This is a genomic window from Bacillus kalamii, from assembly GCF_047238185.1.
Lineage (GTDB): Bacteria > Bacillota > Bacilli > Bacillales > DSM-1321 > Bacillus_AD.
Genome location: NZ_JBDFMI010000006.1, coordinates 557,148 through 570,313, shown reverse-complemented (window position 1 = coordinate 570,313; position 13,166 = coordinate 557,148). Strand labels below are relative to the sequence as shown.

General features: G+C 41.3%; 15 protein-coding genes. 13 read left to right on the top strand and 2 right to left on the bottom strand.

The features are described from left to right. Positions 1-20: 20 nt before the first annotated feature. The 6 genes from mnmG to ABC357_RS20520 all read left to right on the top strand — a co-directional run bounded on the left by mnmG (position 21) and on the right by ABC357_RS20520 (position 6,439). Positions 21-1,907 (top strand): tRNA uridine-5-carboxymethylaminomethyl(34) synthesis enzyme MnmG, encoded by a 1,887-nt coding sequence (mnmG, locus tag ABC357_RS20545; protein WP_412889436.1) that lies wholly within the window; start codon positions 21-23, stop codon positions 1,905-1,907. Positions 1,908-1,927: 20 nt separating this feature from the next. After that, positions 1,928-2,644: a 16S rRNA (guanine(527)-N(7))-methyltransferase RsmG gene (gene rsmG / locus ABC357_RS20540; RefSeq protein ID WP_412889435.1), complete on the top strand. Its 717-nt coding sequence runs from the start codon at positions 1,928-1,930 to the stop codon at positions 2,642-2,644. Positions 2,645-2,831: 187 nt separating this feature from the next. Continuing rightward, the gene (gene noc, locus ABC357_RS20535; RefSeq protein WP_412889434.1) at positions 2,832-3,698 is read left to right on the top strand and encodes a nucleoid occlusion protein; all 867 of its coding nucleotides are present in this window, start codon (positions 2,832-2,834) and stop codon (positions 3,696-3,698) included. A gap of 345 nt (positions 3,699-4,043) precedes the next feature. Further along, complete coding sequence (locus ABC357_RS20530) at positions 4,044-4,805, top strand: ParA family protein (RefSeq protein ID WP_412889433.1); 762 nt, start codon at positions 4,044-4,046, stop codon at positions 4,803-4,805. Further along, positions 4,798-5,637, top strand: coding sequence for a ParB/RepB/Spo0J family partition protein (locus ABC357_RS20525; protein ID WP_412889432.1), 840 nt, complete (start codon positions 4,798-4,800; stop codon positions 5,635-5,637). The genes ABC357_RS20530 and ABC357_RS20525 overlap by 8 nt, the downstream gene beginning before the upstream one ends. 88 nt (positions 5,638-5,725) lie before the next feature. Next, a complete protein-coding gene (locus ABC357_RS20520) occupies positions 5,726-6,439 on the top strand; it encodes a DUF554 domain-containing protein (RefSeq protein ID WP_412889431.1) in 714 nt (237 codons plus the stop codon). Here the strand turns inward: ABC357_RS20520 and yyaC are convergent. After that, on the bottom strand, positions 6,430-7,071 hold the full coding sequence (gene yyaC / locus ABC357_RS20515; RefSeq protein WP_412889430.1) for a spore protease YyaC: 642 nt from the start codon (positions 7,069-7,071) through the stop codon (positions 6,430-6,432). The two genes, ABC357_RS20520 and yyaC, sit on opposite strands and share 10 nt — an antisense overlap. A 201-nt stretch (positions 7,072-7,272) precedes the next feature. Between yyaC and ABC357_RS20510 the strand changes: the two genes are divergently transcribed. From ABC357_RS20510 to rpsR, 6 genes are all read left to right on the top strand, one after another. Next, positions 7,273-8,157 (top strand): mechanosensitive ion channel family protein, encoded by an 885-nt coding sequence (locus ABC357_RS20510; RefSeq protein ID WP_487247128.1) that lies wholly within the window; start codon positions 7,273-7,275, stop codon positions 8,155-8,157. 20 nt (positions 8,158-8,177) lie between these two features. Next, entirely contained in the window at positions 8,178-8,375 is a 198-nt protein-coding gene (locus tag ABC357_RS20505; RefSeq protein WP_412889428.1) for a DUF951 domain-containing protein, read from the top strand. A gap of 173 nt (positions 8,376-8,548) precedes the next feature. Then, positions 8,549-9,649: a redox-regulated ATPase YchF gene (gene ychF, locus ABC357_RS20500; protein WP_412889427.1), complete on the top strand. Its 1,101-nt coding sequence runs from the start codon at positions 8,549-8,551 to the stop codon at positions 9,647-9,649. A gap of 165 nt (positions 9,650-9,814) precedes the next feature. Continuing rightward, positions 9,815-10,102 carry a 30S ribosomal protein S6 gene (rpsF, locus tag ABC357_RS20495; protein ID WP_412889426.1) on the top strand — a complete coding sequence of 96 codons (288 nt, stop codon included), beginning with the start codon at positions 9,815-9,817 and terminating at the stop codon, positions 10,100-10,102. 72 nt (positions 10,103-10,174) lie between these two features. Then, positions 10,175-10,696, top strand: a complete 522-nt coding sequence (gene ssb, locus ABC357_RS20490; protein WP_412889425.1) for a single-stranded DNA-binding protein — start codon at positions 10,175-10,177, stop codon at positions 10,694-10,696. A gap of 58 nt (positions 10,697-10,754) precedes the next feature. Beyond that, positions 10,755-10,991, top strand: a complete 237-nt coding sequence (gene rpsR, locus ABC357_RS20485; RefSeq protein ID WP_050616648.1) for a 30S ribosomal protein S18 — start codon at positions 10,755-10,757, stop codon at positions 10,989-10,991. A 91-nt stretch (positions 10,992-11,082) separates the two neighbouring features. On the opposite strand, the gene ABC357_RS20480 is transcribed toward rpsR, so the two are convergent. Next, positions 11,083-11,835 (bottom strand): SDR family NAD(P)-dependent oxidoreductase, encoded by a 753-nt coding sequence (locus tag ABC357_RS20480; protein WP_412889424.1) that lies wholly within the window; start codon positions 11,833-11,835, stop codon positions 11,083-11,085. A 439-nt stretch (positions 11,836-12,274) separates the two neighbouring features. Between ABC357_RS20480 and ABC357_RS20475 the strand changes: the two genes are divergently transcribed. After that, positions 12,275-13,021 (top strand): DUF2087 domain-containing protein, encoded by a 747-nt coding sequence (locus ABC357_RS20475; protein ID WP_412889423.1) that lies wholly within the window; start codon positions 12,275-12,277, stop codon positions 13,019-13,021. Positions 13,022-13,166 lie beyond the last annotated feature (145 nt).

Below are 13,166 nucleotides of genomic sequence, written 5' to 3'. Positions count from 1 at the left end.
TATACAAAGGAGGAAGAGAAATGCCATACGAAGCAGGCCAGTATGATGTCATTGTCGTAGGTGCGGGACATGCAGGCGTAGAAGCAGGATTAGCTTCGGCACGGCTTGGTGCCAAAACGATCATGCTAACGATAAACCTCGATATGGTGGCATTCATGCCGTGCAATCCATCAGTCGGAGGTCCTGCAAAAGGGATTGTTGTCCGTGAAATTGATGCCTTGGGCGGAGAAATGGGCAAAAATATTGATAAGACCCATATTCAAATGAGAATGCTGAATACAGGGAAAGGACCCGCAGTACGTGCGTTGCGTGCCCAGGCGGATAAATTCCTTTATCAGCAGGAAATGAAATTGACCATTGAAAAAGAAGAGAACTTGTCCCTTGTACAAGGGATGGTTGAACGCCTTATTATCGAAGATGGAACATGTACTGGCGTTGTCACACAGACCGGTGCCATTTACCGTGCCAAATCAGTCGTGCTTACTACAGGTACATTCTTGCGCGGCGAAATCATTTTGGGAGAACTGAAATATTCAAGCGGTCCGAACAATCAGCAGCCGTCAATTAAGCTGTCCGAACATCTTGAGGAGATCGGCTTCGATCTTGTCCGATTTAAAACGGGTACTCCGCCGCGGGTCAACAGCGACAGCATTGACTACAGCCGAACGGAAATTCAGCCTGGCGATGATGTGCCTAGAGCATTTTCATATGAAACGACCGAGTTTATCACGGATCAGCTTCCATGCTGGCTGACCTACACAAGTACAGAAACACACCAAATTATTGATGAAAACCTTCACAGATCCCCTATGTATTCAGGGATGATTAAAGGAACTGGCCCTCGTTATTGCCCATCTATAGAAGATAAAGTTGTCCGCTTTAATGATAAGCCCCGCCATCAGATCTTCCTGGAGCCGGAAGGACGGAATACGAAGGAAGTATACGTGCAGGGTCTTTCCACTAGTCTGCCTGAGGATGTACAGAAGCGCATGCTGGCAAGCATCCCTGGCTTGGAAAAAGCCCAATTGATGAGGGCTGGCTATGCGATTGAATATGATGCAGTTGTGCCGACACAACTTTGGCCCACACTGGAAACAAAAAAAGTAGAAAATCTGTATACGGCTGGCCAAATCAATGGAACATCCGGTTATGAAGAAGCGGCCGGACAAGGATTGATGGCAGGAATCAATGCTGCACAAAAAGCATTAGGGAAAGAGGAAGTCATCCTTGGCCGCTCAGATGCGTATATAGGGGTCCTGATCGATGATCTTGTGACAAAAGGGACAAATGAGCCTTATCGTCTGCTGACATCCAGAGCTGAATATCGTTTATTGCTGCGCCATGATAATGCCGACTTGCGTTTGACAGAGATTGGTGCGCAGATTGGTTTGATCAAAGAAGCCCGCTTCCATGCTTTTCTTGAAAAGAAGCAGGCAATTGAAGCAGAAAAGGCACGCCTTAAATCAACCATTTTGAAACCAACGGAAGAATTGCAGCAATTAATCGTAAATGCCGGCGGAAGCGAACTGAAGGACGGAATTCGTGCCTCTGATCTTATGAAACGGCCAGAAATGGGGTACCGTGACATTGATCAAGTCGCCCCTAGCGATCAGCCATTAACCGATGAAATCAAAGAGCAGGTTGAAATTCAGATCAAGTATGAAGGATATATTGAAAAATCCTTGCAGCAGGTAGAAAAGCTGAAAAAGATGGAGAACAAGAAGATTCCGGACAACATTGACTATGACGCCATTAACAGCTTGGCTTCTGAAGCCAGACAGAAGCTGAAAAAAGTCCGTCCGTTAACGGTTGCCCAGGCATCCCGTATTTCGGGCGTGAATCCTGCCGATATTTCCATCCTGCTTGTTTATTTAGAGCAAGGTAAAATTGCCCGTATATCAAACTAAATTGCAGAGGTTGAATGTTAATGAATGAAGAACAATTCGTCGCTATGCTGAAGGAGAAGGGCATCATGCTCTCTCCTTGGCAAATTGAACAATTTCAATTGTATTTTTCCACTTTGGTGGAGTGGAATGAAAAAATGAATCTGACAGCCATAACGGATCAGGAGGAAGTGTACCTGAAGCACTTCTATGATTCAATCAGCGCTGCCTTTTTTGTCGATTTCAAAACAGTGAAACATGTTTGTGATGTGGGGGCCGGAGCTGGATTCCCAAGTATTCCACTGAAAATATGCTTCCCGCATTTAGCTGTGTCGATCGTAGATTCCCTAAATAAACGCATTACTTTCCTAGAGCATCTAGCCAACGTCCTTAAACTGGACGATGTATCTTTCTATCATGACCGTGCAGAAACGTTTGGACAGAACGCATCGCACAGGGAGCAATTTGACTTGGTAACCGCAAGGGCAGTAGCGCGGCTTTCTGTTTTGTCTGAGCTATGCATGCCATTAGTCAGCACAGGAGGAAAATTCCTGGCAATGAAAGCGGCAAGTGCACAGGATGAACTAGCGGACAGCAAAAAAGCCATTTCTGTTTTAGGCGGGGAAATAGAATCAATCGATACCATGCTATTGCCTATTGAGAATAGCGAAAGAAGCTTTATTGCCATCAAAAAAATCAAGAAAACGCCGAAAAAGTATCCACGAAAGCCTGGAACGCCTAATAAAACGCCAATCTTATAATCTAAACACGCATTTTGCAAAACAGAGGATAGGCAGATAACCGCGAATGTACTAAAATAGAAGAAGTGCGATCAAACGAAAAGCTAATGTCTTTTTTGTTTGATTTTGTCGTTAGAAAATAGAAGGAACTTGTCATTTCCATAGAGAATATGTACCGAGGGAGTTTCTTAAAGGTGGTGTCAGGGATATGAAGCATCCTTTTTCGCGTTTTTTTAACATTGGTGAAAAAGAAGAAATTGTGGAAGAACATTTAGAAGAAGATGTGCAACCAAACAATAATGAAGAAATAAAGAAAATTCCCCTTTCAGATATCGTTCCAAATCGTTTTCAACCGAGAACGGTTTTTAATGATGAAAAAATTGCTGAACTCGCACAAACCATTCATACGCATGGAATTATTCAACCGATTGTTGTAAGGGAATATGAACAGGATCGGTTTGAAATCATTGCAGGTGAACGCCGTTTCCGGGCCATGCAGAAGCTGGGATGGGAAGAAGCCCCGGCAATCATTAAGACATTTAACGATCGGGAAACAGCATCAGTTGCCTTAATTGAAAATCTTCAGCGTGAGGAACTTTCACCGATTGAAGAAGCCGTGGCGTATAGCAAGCTAATCGAATTGCATCAGCTGACGCAGGAAGCGCTGGCGCAGAGATTGGGAATCGGACAATCGACTGTGGCCAATAAATTGAGACTATTAAAGCTTCCCGGAGAAGTAAGGGATGCATTGATGCAAAAAATCATTACAGAACGCCATGCGCGGGCGCTTATTCCCTTAAAGGATGAAACCAAGCAAATCGCCCTTTTACAGGAAGTGGTAGAAAAAAATCTGAATGTGAAGCAGACGGAAGAAAGAGTAGAGAAGCTGCTTGAAGCGACAGAAAAGAAACCTAAGCCGAAGCGAAAAGCATTCAGCAAGGATATGAGAATTGCCGTCAATACAATCAGGCAATCATTGAATATGGTGATTGATAATGGAATCAAGCTCGATTCGGAGGAAGAAGAGCATGAAGAATATTACCAATTCACTATTAAAATACCAAAGAAAAAGTAAATAAATAGATTACTAAGGAGCTTTCGTGCACATAACTGTAGCCAAGGCTCCTTTATTTATAAGATAAAACTGCGCCATTTCCACGATTATGCCTGTTCTCCGGAGATTATTTTCTCCAATTGGTTTATCCTCAAAATAATCCCTATGTAAATAATTGATAATAGAGAGATAAAGCAGAAAGCCAAATATACTTTCATCTTTTTTATGTTAAAATAAGTTACATGTGAAACATCTGGAAAACAAAAAGAACATATAAATAATTCGCCTTGATCGCCCAGGATGGACGTATGCGTGCGATTTTAGGTTGCATGTTGGATAAATGAAGGAGTAAAGGTAGGTGACATCGTGGGAAAAATAGTGTCTATTGCAAATCAAAAAGGCGGTGTAGGTAAGACGACTACTTCCGTTAACCTTGCTGCATGCCTTGCTTATGTAGGGAAAAAAGTCCTGTTGGTGGACATTGATCCACAGGGTAATGCAACAAGCGGTATCGGCATAGAAAAAGCGGATGTCGATCAATGCATATATGATGTACTTGTTGATGATTTAGAAGCTTGTGAAGTAATAAAGCCTGCAAAAGTAGAAAATCTACATGTCATTCCTGCTACCATTCAGTTAGCTGGTGCAGAAATTGAACTGGTTCCCACTATTTCCAGGGAAGTGCGATTGAAACGAGCACTGGAAAAAGTGAAAGACCAATACGATTATATTATCATCGATTGTCCGCCATCGCTGGGACTATTGACGATTAATGCGCTGACAGCGTCAGATGCTGTCATTATTCCTGTTCAGTGTGAATATTATGCGCTTGAAGGATTAAGCCAGCTATTGAATACTGTACGGCTTGTCCAAAAGCACTTAAACGAAGAATTAAAAATCGAAGGTGTATTGCTGACCATGCTGGATGCCCGTACGAATTTGGGGTTGCAAGTCATTGAGGAAGTGAAGAAATACTTCCAGGATAAAGTATATCAAACGATTATCCCCCGTAATATCCGATTGAGCGAAGCGCCCAGCCATGGTGAACCCATTATTATATATGATGCAAAGTCAAGAGGGGCTGAAGTATATCTAGATTTGGCAAAGGAAGTGGTGTCAAATGGCTAAAGGTTTAGGAAAAGGAATCAATGCTTTATTCAGTATTGATAATGATAAAGATGACTCAGTTCAAGAGGTTTCTGTGAGAGAGTTGCGTCCCAACCCTTATCAGCCTAGGAAGCTGTTCAAAGAAGAAGGCATTGAAGAATTAAAACAATCAATCCAGCAGCACGGCATTCTTCAACCGATTATCGTGAAGAAAAGCATTAAGGGCTACGAAATTGTTGTGGGAGAAAGACGTTTTCGCGCTGCAAAAGCAGCCGGTTTAACTAAGGTTCCTGTTGTCGTAAAGGATTATAACAACCAGCAAATGATGGAATTGGCGGTTCTTGAAAATCTTCAACGTGAAGATTTGACGCCGATGGAGGAAGGGGCTGCCTATCAAACACTGTTGGACCAATTAGATATTACCCAGGAAGAATTGGCGAAACGTCTAGGAAAAAGCAGACCTCACATTACTAACCATATCAGACTATTATCGTTGCCTGCAGACATACAGGGAATGATCTCTCAAGGAACACTATCCATGGGACACGGCCGTGCATTACTTGGCCTGAAGAAAAAGGCATTGCTGCCTGGTGTCGTGGAAAAAGTAGTGAAGGAAGAGCTGAACGTCCGCCAATTAGAGCAATTCATTCAAGAGTTGAATGAAAATGTTCCACGTGAAACAAAGAAAAAAGAAATCAAAAAAGATATATTCATTGAAGAGCGTGAAACATTTTTGCGTGAACGTTTTGGAACGACCGTTACGATTACGCAAAAAAAGAAAAAAGGAAAAATAGAAATCGAGTTTTTCTCTCCTGAAGATTTAAATCGCATTCTGGATTTACTTGAAAGATAGAATCATTGTCATAAACCATCCCTTCAGGATGGTTTATTTGTAAGAAAAACAGCATGAGTCTAAACTACAGTAAATAAGGTGAATTGGGATGGTTATATTAGGAAGCGTTGTGAACGGAATCGGCATCATCATGGGAACTGTAATCGGCAGGGGTTTCCGAAATATACCGGATAAAATGAAAGAAACGATTATGTACTCGATCGGGCTAGTCGTTATTTTAATTGGATTGCAGATGGGAATAAAAAGCCAGCATATACTTGTGGTGATTTTAAGCCTTGTTTTTGGGGCTGCATTTGGCGAATGGTGGAAGCTGGAAGAGCGGTTGAATCAATTGGGCCGCCATTTGGAACGGTTGCTGAAAACAAAAGGAGATACTGATGTAGCAGGTGCATTTGTTAATTCCACCTTGATTTTTGTCATTGGGGCCATGTCAATTCTGGGAGCATTGGATAGCGGAATTCGTGGTGATCATAGTGTTTTGTATACAAAAGCCGTTATTGACGGATTTACGGCGATTGTATTAGCCAGCACGCTAGGAATAGGTGTCCTGTTTTCGGCTGTACCGGTTATTTTATATGAGGGAATAATTGCTATATGCGCCAAATTTATTGCTGCTATTGTTCCCGGCAGCTTAATGGATTTCTTCATAGTTGAAATGGGAGCTACAGGCGGTATAATGATTGTGGCTATAGGGTTAAACATTATGGGTATAACTAAGATAAGAGTGGCTAATCTACTGCCGGCTATCCCTATTGTTGCGATTATGGTGGCCATCTTCCACTATGGGCATATTCAATTGTAATCTGCCTTTTCGGTTTGTTGGCTTATGGCGGATGGCCAATAACTGTGTAAATGGCCGTTTTGGATGGATGTTTTCCGACTTGCCAGCAAGATTCCGTCAGAAATGGTTTTTGCCATTTTAAGGACAAGGTTCAGCCTAGTGTTTTGAAGAACAACAAATTCCATAAATCCACTGATATTTACAATGCCTGTGATATGGAAGTCGCCGATTTCAGGGAGCTTCTTATGAACGCCAGCTCCTGGCTTCAAGGGGCCATCGATGACTTGGATTGTTCCGACACTTTTTACTTTTCCTAGACAGGCATCAACAGCGATGAATAAGGCATGTGGATGCATCTCTTTGATTTTTTCTGCTTTTTCCTGTAAATTGACAGCATGAATTGGCTCTTCCAACGTGCCGTATACAAAAAATGGCGGCTTCAGTTTTTTACTTAAGAAGCTTCCGACCAAAGGGCCAAGAGAATCACCGGTGGAACGATCTGTCCCAATGCAGGCAATGACAATAGCTTGTGGCTTGCCTGCCGGCAAGAAAAGTAAAAGTTGATTTGCTAATTGTTCAACAGCATCATTTTGTTCATATGAAATACGGCTATGCAGATCGTTTGGAAGAATGTCTCTTTTTTTAGGAATCATGCTTCTCGCCCCTTCGGTATAGTAGTAACAGTATACGGAAAAGAGAGGAAAAGTATACATGATAGAGAAGAATTTGGAACATAAATCCTTGTCATGGTTCATAGGTAATGAAGGGATTAGGGGAAACACTCATATTCGTTTCTTGTAGATTAGCTGAATGAATATGAAATAGAAGGTGAATATATGGCTTTAAAAGAAGAAATAGCAACTGGAAATAAAGTGGTTGACAGCTTGGTGGGCAAACTATTAGACGAGGGACTTTGGATCCATTTGGGCGAGGTTATCGTTAAAATCATGCTCATCATCATTATTGCCGGACTCGTGGTGAAGTTCGTTAAGAAAATTATTAACAACATCTTTATATTGCGTGCAAAAAGCCCTCTGCGTGTATCAGAACGACGAGAAGCGACCATGCTTAAGCTATTGAAGAATGTTGTTACGTATTTTATCTATTTTATTGCTTTGACTATGATATTAGAAACATTGAACTACAATGTGAAGGCGCTTCTTGCCGGAGCGGGAGTTGTCGGCTTAGCCATCGGTTTTGGGGCTCAAAGTTTGGTGAAGGATATCATTACCGGATTTTTCATTATTTTTGAAGACCAATTTGCAGTAGGTGATTATGTTCGGATTGGGACAACGGAAGGAACGGTTGAGGAAATAGGCCTGAGAACGACGAAGATAAAAGTATTCACCGGAGAGCTCCATATCATTCCAAACGGAAGCATTTTGGAAGTGACGAACTTCTCAATCCATAACAGCTTGGCTGTTATTGACCTGAGCATTGCCTACGAAGGGGATTTGGCAAAAGCAGAGAAAGTCATAACGGAATTGCTGGAAACGATGCCCGATCGTTATGAAGATATGGTAGACACACCTATACTGCTGGGAGTGCAAAATTTGGGGCATTCAGAAGTCGTTCTTCGTATTACGGCAGAAACGGTCCCTATGCAGCACTTCTTTATCGCAAGGGAACTGCGTAAAGAGTTGAAGCTTACATTGGATGCGAACGGCATTGAAATTCCGTTCCCACGGATGGTTATGTATAATCGGCAGGACCACCATGCCGAGCAAGCGGCTAAGTAGGCGAAAGGGAGGCTTATCGGATGGAAGAAAAACAATATGGCTTGCAGGATGTTGTTGAAATGAAGAAGGCGCATCCTTGTGGAGCAAATAGGTGGCGGATCATCCGTTTAGGGATGGATATCCGCATAAAATGCGAAGGATGCGGGCACAGTGTACTCATTCCCCGTAAAGAATTCACTCGAAAAATGAAGAAAATCCTCGAAAAACACGAAGAGTGAAGAGCAATAGAGGCTATAACTTCACTTGTTTTTTAAGCATGTAATCTCTATAATTGGTAGAGGTTTTATAATAAGATCGTAATGAATGCAATTAGTGAAATAGACAATATAAACGGGTTTATAGAGACTTCTGAAGAAGGAAACCCCACAGTATAAGAGGAGTGAGTGTTTACATGGCTTTAACAGCTGGTATCGTCGGTTTGCCGAACGTTGGTAAATCAACATTATTCAATGCAATAACTCAAGCAGGGGCAGAATCTGCCAACTATCCATTCTGTACGATTGATCCGAACGTCGGGATCGTTGAAGTGCCTGACTATCGCCTACAAAAATTAACGGAGCTTGTACAGCCGAAAAAAACAGTGCCGACTACGTTCGAATTCACGGATATTGCCGGTATCGTAAAAGGAGCAAGCAAGGGGGAAGGGCTAGGAAATAAGTTCTTGTCCCATATTCGCCAGGTAGATGCCATTTGCCAGGTTGTCCGTTGTTTTGACGATGAAAATATTACACATGTTTCTGGTAAAGTGGATCCTATTGATGACATCGAGGTCATCAATCTGGAACTTATCCTTGCTGACCTTGAATCTGTTGATAAGCGTATTGGCCGCGTTGCAAAAATGGCTAAGCAAAAGGATAAAGAAGCTATGTACGAGCATGACATCCTAGTCCGTCTAAAGGAAGCTTTCGAAAATGAACAGCCCGCCCGTGCTGTTGAATTTACAGAAGAAGAAATGCGCGTTGTTAAAATGATGCATCTTTTGACAATCAAGCCTGTCCTATATGTGGCAAATGTCAGTGAAGATGATGTAGCAGATTCAAGCGACAATGAATATGTGCAGAAGGTCCGTGAATACGCAGCCAAAGAAAACTCAGAGGTTATCGTTGTCTGTGCAAAGATCGAATCTGAAATTGCCGAATTGGATGCTGATGAGAAAGCTATGTTCTTGTCTGAATTGGGTATTGAACAATCCGGTTTGGATCAATTGATCAGAGCTGCTTATGATTTACTTGGCCTGGCAACTTATTTCACGGCAGGCATACAGGAAGTGCGTGCGTGGACATTTGTGAAGGGCATGAAGGCTCCACAGTGTGCAGGTATTATCCATTCCGATTTTGAAAGAGGATTTATCCGTGCTGAGACAGTCTCATACGATGATTTATTAGCCGGCGGAAGTATGGCAGCTGCACGTGAAGCAGGAAAGGTACGATTAGAAGGAAAAGAATATATCGTCCAAGATGGAGATGTAATCCATTTCCGTTTTAATGTATAAGCTGAAGTAAGGAAGGATTCCCTTAGGGGGATCTTTTTTTCTTATGGCAGAATTGGACCGATTGTTGCAATAGATAAAAACCTATGATATAATCAAGGCTCGTGAGTAATTAATTAATTGCTCCTTGCCCATAATGGGCCGTTAGTCCAAAAGGAGGTGACAGTGATGAGAAAATACGAAATTATGTACATCATCCGTCCAAATATCGAAGAGGAAGCTAAAAAAGCTTTGGTTGAGCGATTCAACACAATCCTTACTGATAATGGTGCGGAAGTAACAGAAACAAAAGATTGGGGCAAGCGTCGTCTTGCATACGAAATCAATGATTTCCGTGATGGCTACTACATGATTCTTAAAGTTCAATCTGATGCAGCGGCAGTTCAAGAATTCGACCGTCTTGCTAAGATCAATGAAGATATGATCCGTCATATGGTAACTAAAGAAGAAGCATAATATATAGATTTAAAATATCCGCTCCAAGGTGCTTTCCGGTAAAGTGCAGAGGAATGGAAGGAGTTGATTCTGATGATGAACCGTGTCGTTCTTGTAGGACGTTTAACTAAAGATCCAGATTTGCGCTATACGCCAGCAGGTGTACCAGTAGCGACATTCACACTTGCGGTGAATCGAAATTTTTCGAATCAGCAAGGTGATCGTGAAGCAGATTTCATTAACTGTGTTGTTTGGCGTAAGCCGGCGGAAAACGTGGCTAATTTCTTGAAAAAAGGAAGCCTGGCTGGCGTTGACGGCCGCATTCAAACACGTAATTATGAGGGACAAGATGGTAAGCGGGTATATGTGACTGAAATTGTGGCTGAAAGTGTCCAATTCTTGGAACCTAAAGGCTCCAATAACGGTGGCAGCAGAAACGAAGGCGGTTCTTACGGCGGTGGACAGCGTGATGATTATTCATCATATGGCCAAAATCGTAACCAGAATCAAAACCAAAACCAACAGCGGAATGGCAACTACACTCGTGTAGATGATGATCCATTTGCAAATGGCGGTCAAACGATCGACATTTCGGATGACGATCTGCCATTCTAATATATAAACACCGTTTGTTTATATGCAACATTCAATAAGGAGGGAATAACCAATGGCAATGGGTGGACGCAGAGGTGGCCGTGCTAAACGTCGTAAAGTATGTTACTTTACTTCTAACGGTATCACTCACATCGATTATAAAGATGTAGATTTATTGAAAAAATTCGTTTCTGAGCGTGGTAAAATTTTACCTCGTCGTGTAACAGGAACAAGCGCTAAATACCAACGTAAATTGACAGTTGCTATCAAACGCGCACGTACTATGGCTTTACTTCCATACGTATCTGGTGAATAAATCACTAATTAAGGCATCCGAGGTTTCCTCGGATGCCTTTTTGTTGTATATGATTGGTCTTTATGTTTGTGCACACTTTTTGTAAGAAAGATTAATTGTAAATTTCCCCGCCTGCACAGTTGACGATTGTACCAGTCAACATAGGGCCGCCTTCTGTTAAAGCGAAGATAACCACATCTGCGATTTCTTCCGGTGTAGCAGCTCTGCTAGGTCCTGTGCTTGCCTGCAATTGTTTTACACGTTCTTCTGTCATGTTGCCGAACGTTTTGTTTGCAATGCCTGTCTTCATATTATTAGGCGCAACACCGACAGCATAGATGTTTTGGTCCTGGTAATCTTGTCCGATTGATTTTGTCAATGCGGCTACAGCGTGCTTTGTTGCTGAATAGAGGCCGTTAAATGCTGTTGGTTTGAAGCTGTTTGAAGAAGCTGTATTGACGATGCTTCCTCCTCCATTTTTTTGAAGAACCGGAATAACATATTTTAATCCTAAGAATACACCTTTTAAATTGACAGAAATAACACGTTCAAATTCACTCAACTCGTATTCGTGGATCAATTTTAAAGGAACCATAATGCCGGCGTTATTCAAGAAGTAATCAATTTTACCAAACTTCTCAACTGTTTTATTTACATAGTTTTGTACATCTTCTTCTTTGGACACATCCGCTTTTACAAAGATTGCTTCTGCCCCTTTTTCTTTTACAAGGGAAAGTGTTTCATTGCCGGCTTCTTCGTTGAAATCAACTAGGGCTAAATTATAGCCTTTGTCTGCCAATTTGAGCGCGACAGAACGTCCTAAACCAGTAGCTGAGCCTGTAATTAAAACTATTTTTTTATCCATAACCCATTCCTTCTTTCGTATTTTATATATTAAAATATTATTTCTTCTGATTGTATAAGTTTTTAAAATGTTCAAACTTTATGTTGCGAACCTACTTGTTTTTTAACGGTGTTTTATGCCTCTCTACTTAAATGAACGGCATAAAAACTGTTGTTATGTCAACAATTAAATACTTAAACAATCAGTGGGAAAAGCCGCTGCCAGCGCATCGCAACTGGCTCAATTTCATACTAGCACACGAGTAAAAAGTGGTCAAAAGATTAAGATTACTTTGTAAAAAAAGATATTTCGCAATAGTTAATACTTGATTTATTGTATCTAAAATGCTACTCGTTATTGAAACAGTAATTATAGTGTTAAATAAACATTATTTAATTTGTTTGACATATTACAAACAAAAATATAAAATGTTTATAAAATAATAAAAGGGGAATAAATGATGAGTGATTCCGAATGGTTCTGGAAAGCAGACATAAACGAATTAAAAAAAGGGTATATAGAACAGGATAATGACTATATTTGTCTCGTTTGCGGCAAACATGTAGAAAAGGGCATTATCTATCCTAAAGGCGATCGGCTGTATGAAGCGTATAAAATGATGGAGTTTCATATAAAGGACAATCATGGAAGTATGTTTGAACACTTAGTTGCTTTGGATAAAAAGTTGACTGGCCTGACGGAACACCAAAAAAATCTATTGACACTTTTTTATCAAGGTAAGTCAGACCGGGATATTCAAACAGAATTGGGTATAGGCAGCGCGTCGACGATTAGGAACCACCGTTTTGTCTTAAAGGAAAAGGAAAGGCAGGCTAAGCTCTACTTGACGATGATGGAGCTGCTGAAGGAAAAGGATGAACATGCTCCGGCAATGATGGAGATTCCGAAGACAGCAACGATGATTGATGATCGCTACAGGGTAACGGAAGAGGAAAATGAAAAAGTCCTGCAGAAGTATATGAAGGATGGGAAATTGACCACCTTCTCCATGAAGCAAAAATATAAAATCATCGTTCTCCGGGAAATGATGAACCTGTTTGAACCAGAGCGGACTTATTCAGAAAAAGAAGTGAACGAACTGATCAAATCTGTATACGGGGATTTTGTCACAGTACGCCGCTATTTGATAGAATATGGATTTTTGGATCGCGAGAAAGACGGCAGCTCTTACTGGATCAAAAAATAGTGTGCCGCTTTTGAAAAAGGAAAAACCTTTCTTCCAGTCGGGAGAAGGTTTTTTTGCTTAGGCGAAGGCTCCCATGTCCGTAATAAAGTAGTCAAATATATACTATATAAAGTGCAGTAAGTTTGAACGATACAGGGTATAATAG

Excerpts from the sequence above, each read along its gene's own strand:
- mnmG (WP_412889436.1), top strand. The coding sequence starts at position 21 with ATGCCATACGAAGCAGGCCAGTATGATGTCATTGTCGTAGGTGCGGGA.
- rsmG (WP_412889435.1), top strand. The coding sequence starts at position 1,928 with ATGAATGAAGAACAATTCGTCGCTATGCTGAAGGAGAAGGGCATCATG.
- noc (WP_412889434.1), top strand. The coding sequence starts at position 2,832 with ATGAAGCATCCTTTTTCGCGTTTTTTTAACATTGGTGAAAAAGAAGAA.
- ABC357_RS20525 (WP_412889432.1), top strand. The coding sequence starts at position 4,798 with ATGGCTAAAGGTTTAGGAAAAGGAATCAATGCTTTATTCAGTATTGAT.
- ABC357_RS20520 (WP_412889431.1), top strand. The coding sequence starts at position 5,726 with ATGGTTATATTAGGAAGCGTTGTGAACGGAATCGGCATCATCATGGGA.
- yyaC (WP_412889430.1), bottom strand. The coding sequence starts at position 7,071 with ATGATTCCTAAAAAAAGAGACATTCTTCCAAACGATCTGCATAGCCGT.
- ABC357_RS20505 (WP_412889428.1), top strand. The coding sequence starts at position 8,178 with ATGGAAGAAAAACAATATGGCTTGCAGGATGTTGTTGAAATGAAGAAG.
- ychF (WP_412889427.1), top strand. The coding sequence starts at position 8,549 with ATGGCTTTAACAGCTGGTATCGTCGGTTTGCCGAACGTTGGTAAATCA.
- rpsF (WP_412889426.1), top strand. The coding sequence starts at position 9,815 with ATGAGAAAATACGAAATTATGTACATCATCCGTCCAAATATCGAAGAG.
- ssb (WP_412889425.1), top strand. The coding sequence starts at position 10,175 with ATGATGAACCGTGTCGTTCTTGTAGGACGTTTAACTAAAGATCCAGAT.
- rpsR (WP_050616648.1), top strand. The coding sequence starts at position 10,755 with ATGGGTGGACGCAGAGGTGGCCGTGCTAAACGTCGTAAAGTATGTTAC.
- ABC357_RS20480 (WP_412889424.1), bottom strand. The coding sequence starts at position 11,835 with ATGGATAAAAAAATAGTTTTAATTACAGGCTCAGCTACTGGTTTAGGA.
- ABC357_RS20475 (WP_412889423.1), top strand. The coding sequence starts at position 12,275 with ATGAGTGATTCCGAATGGTTCTGGAAAGCAGACATAAACGAATTAAAA.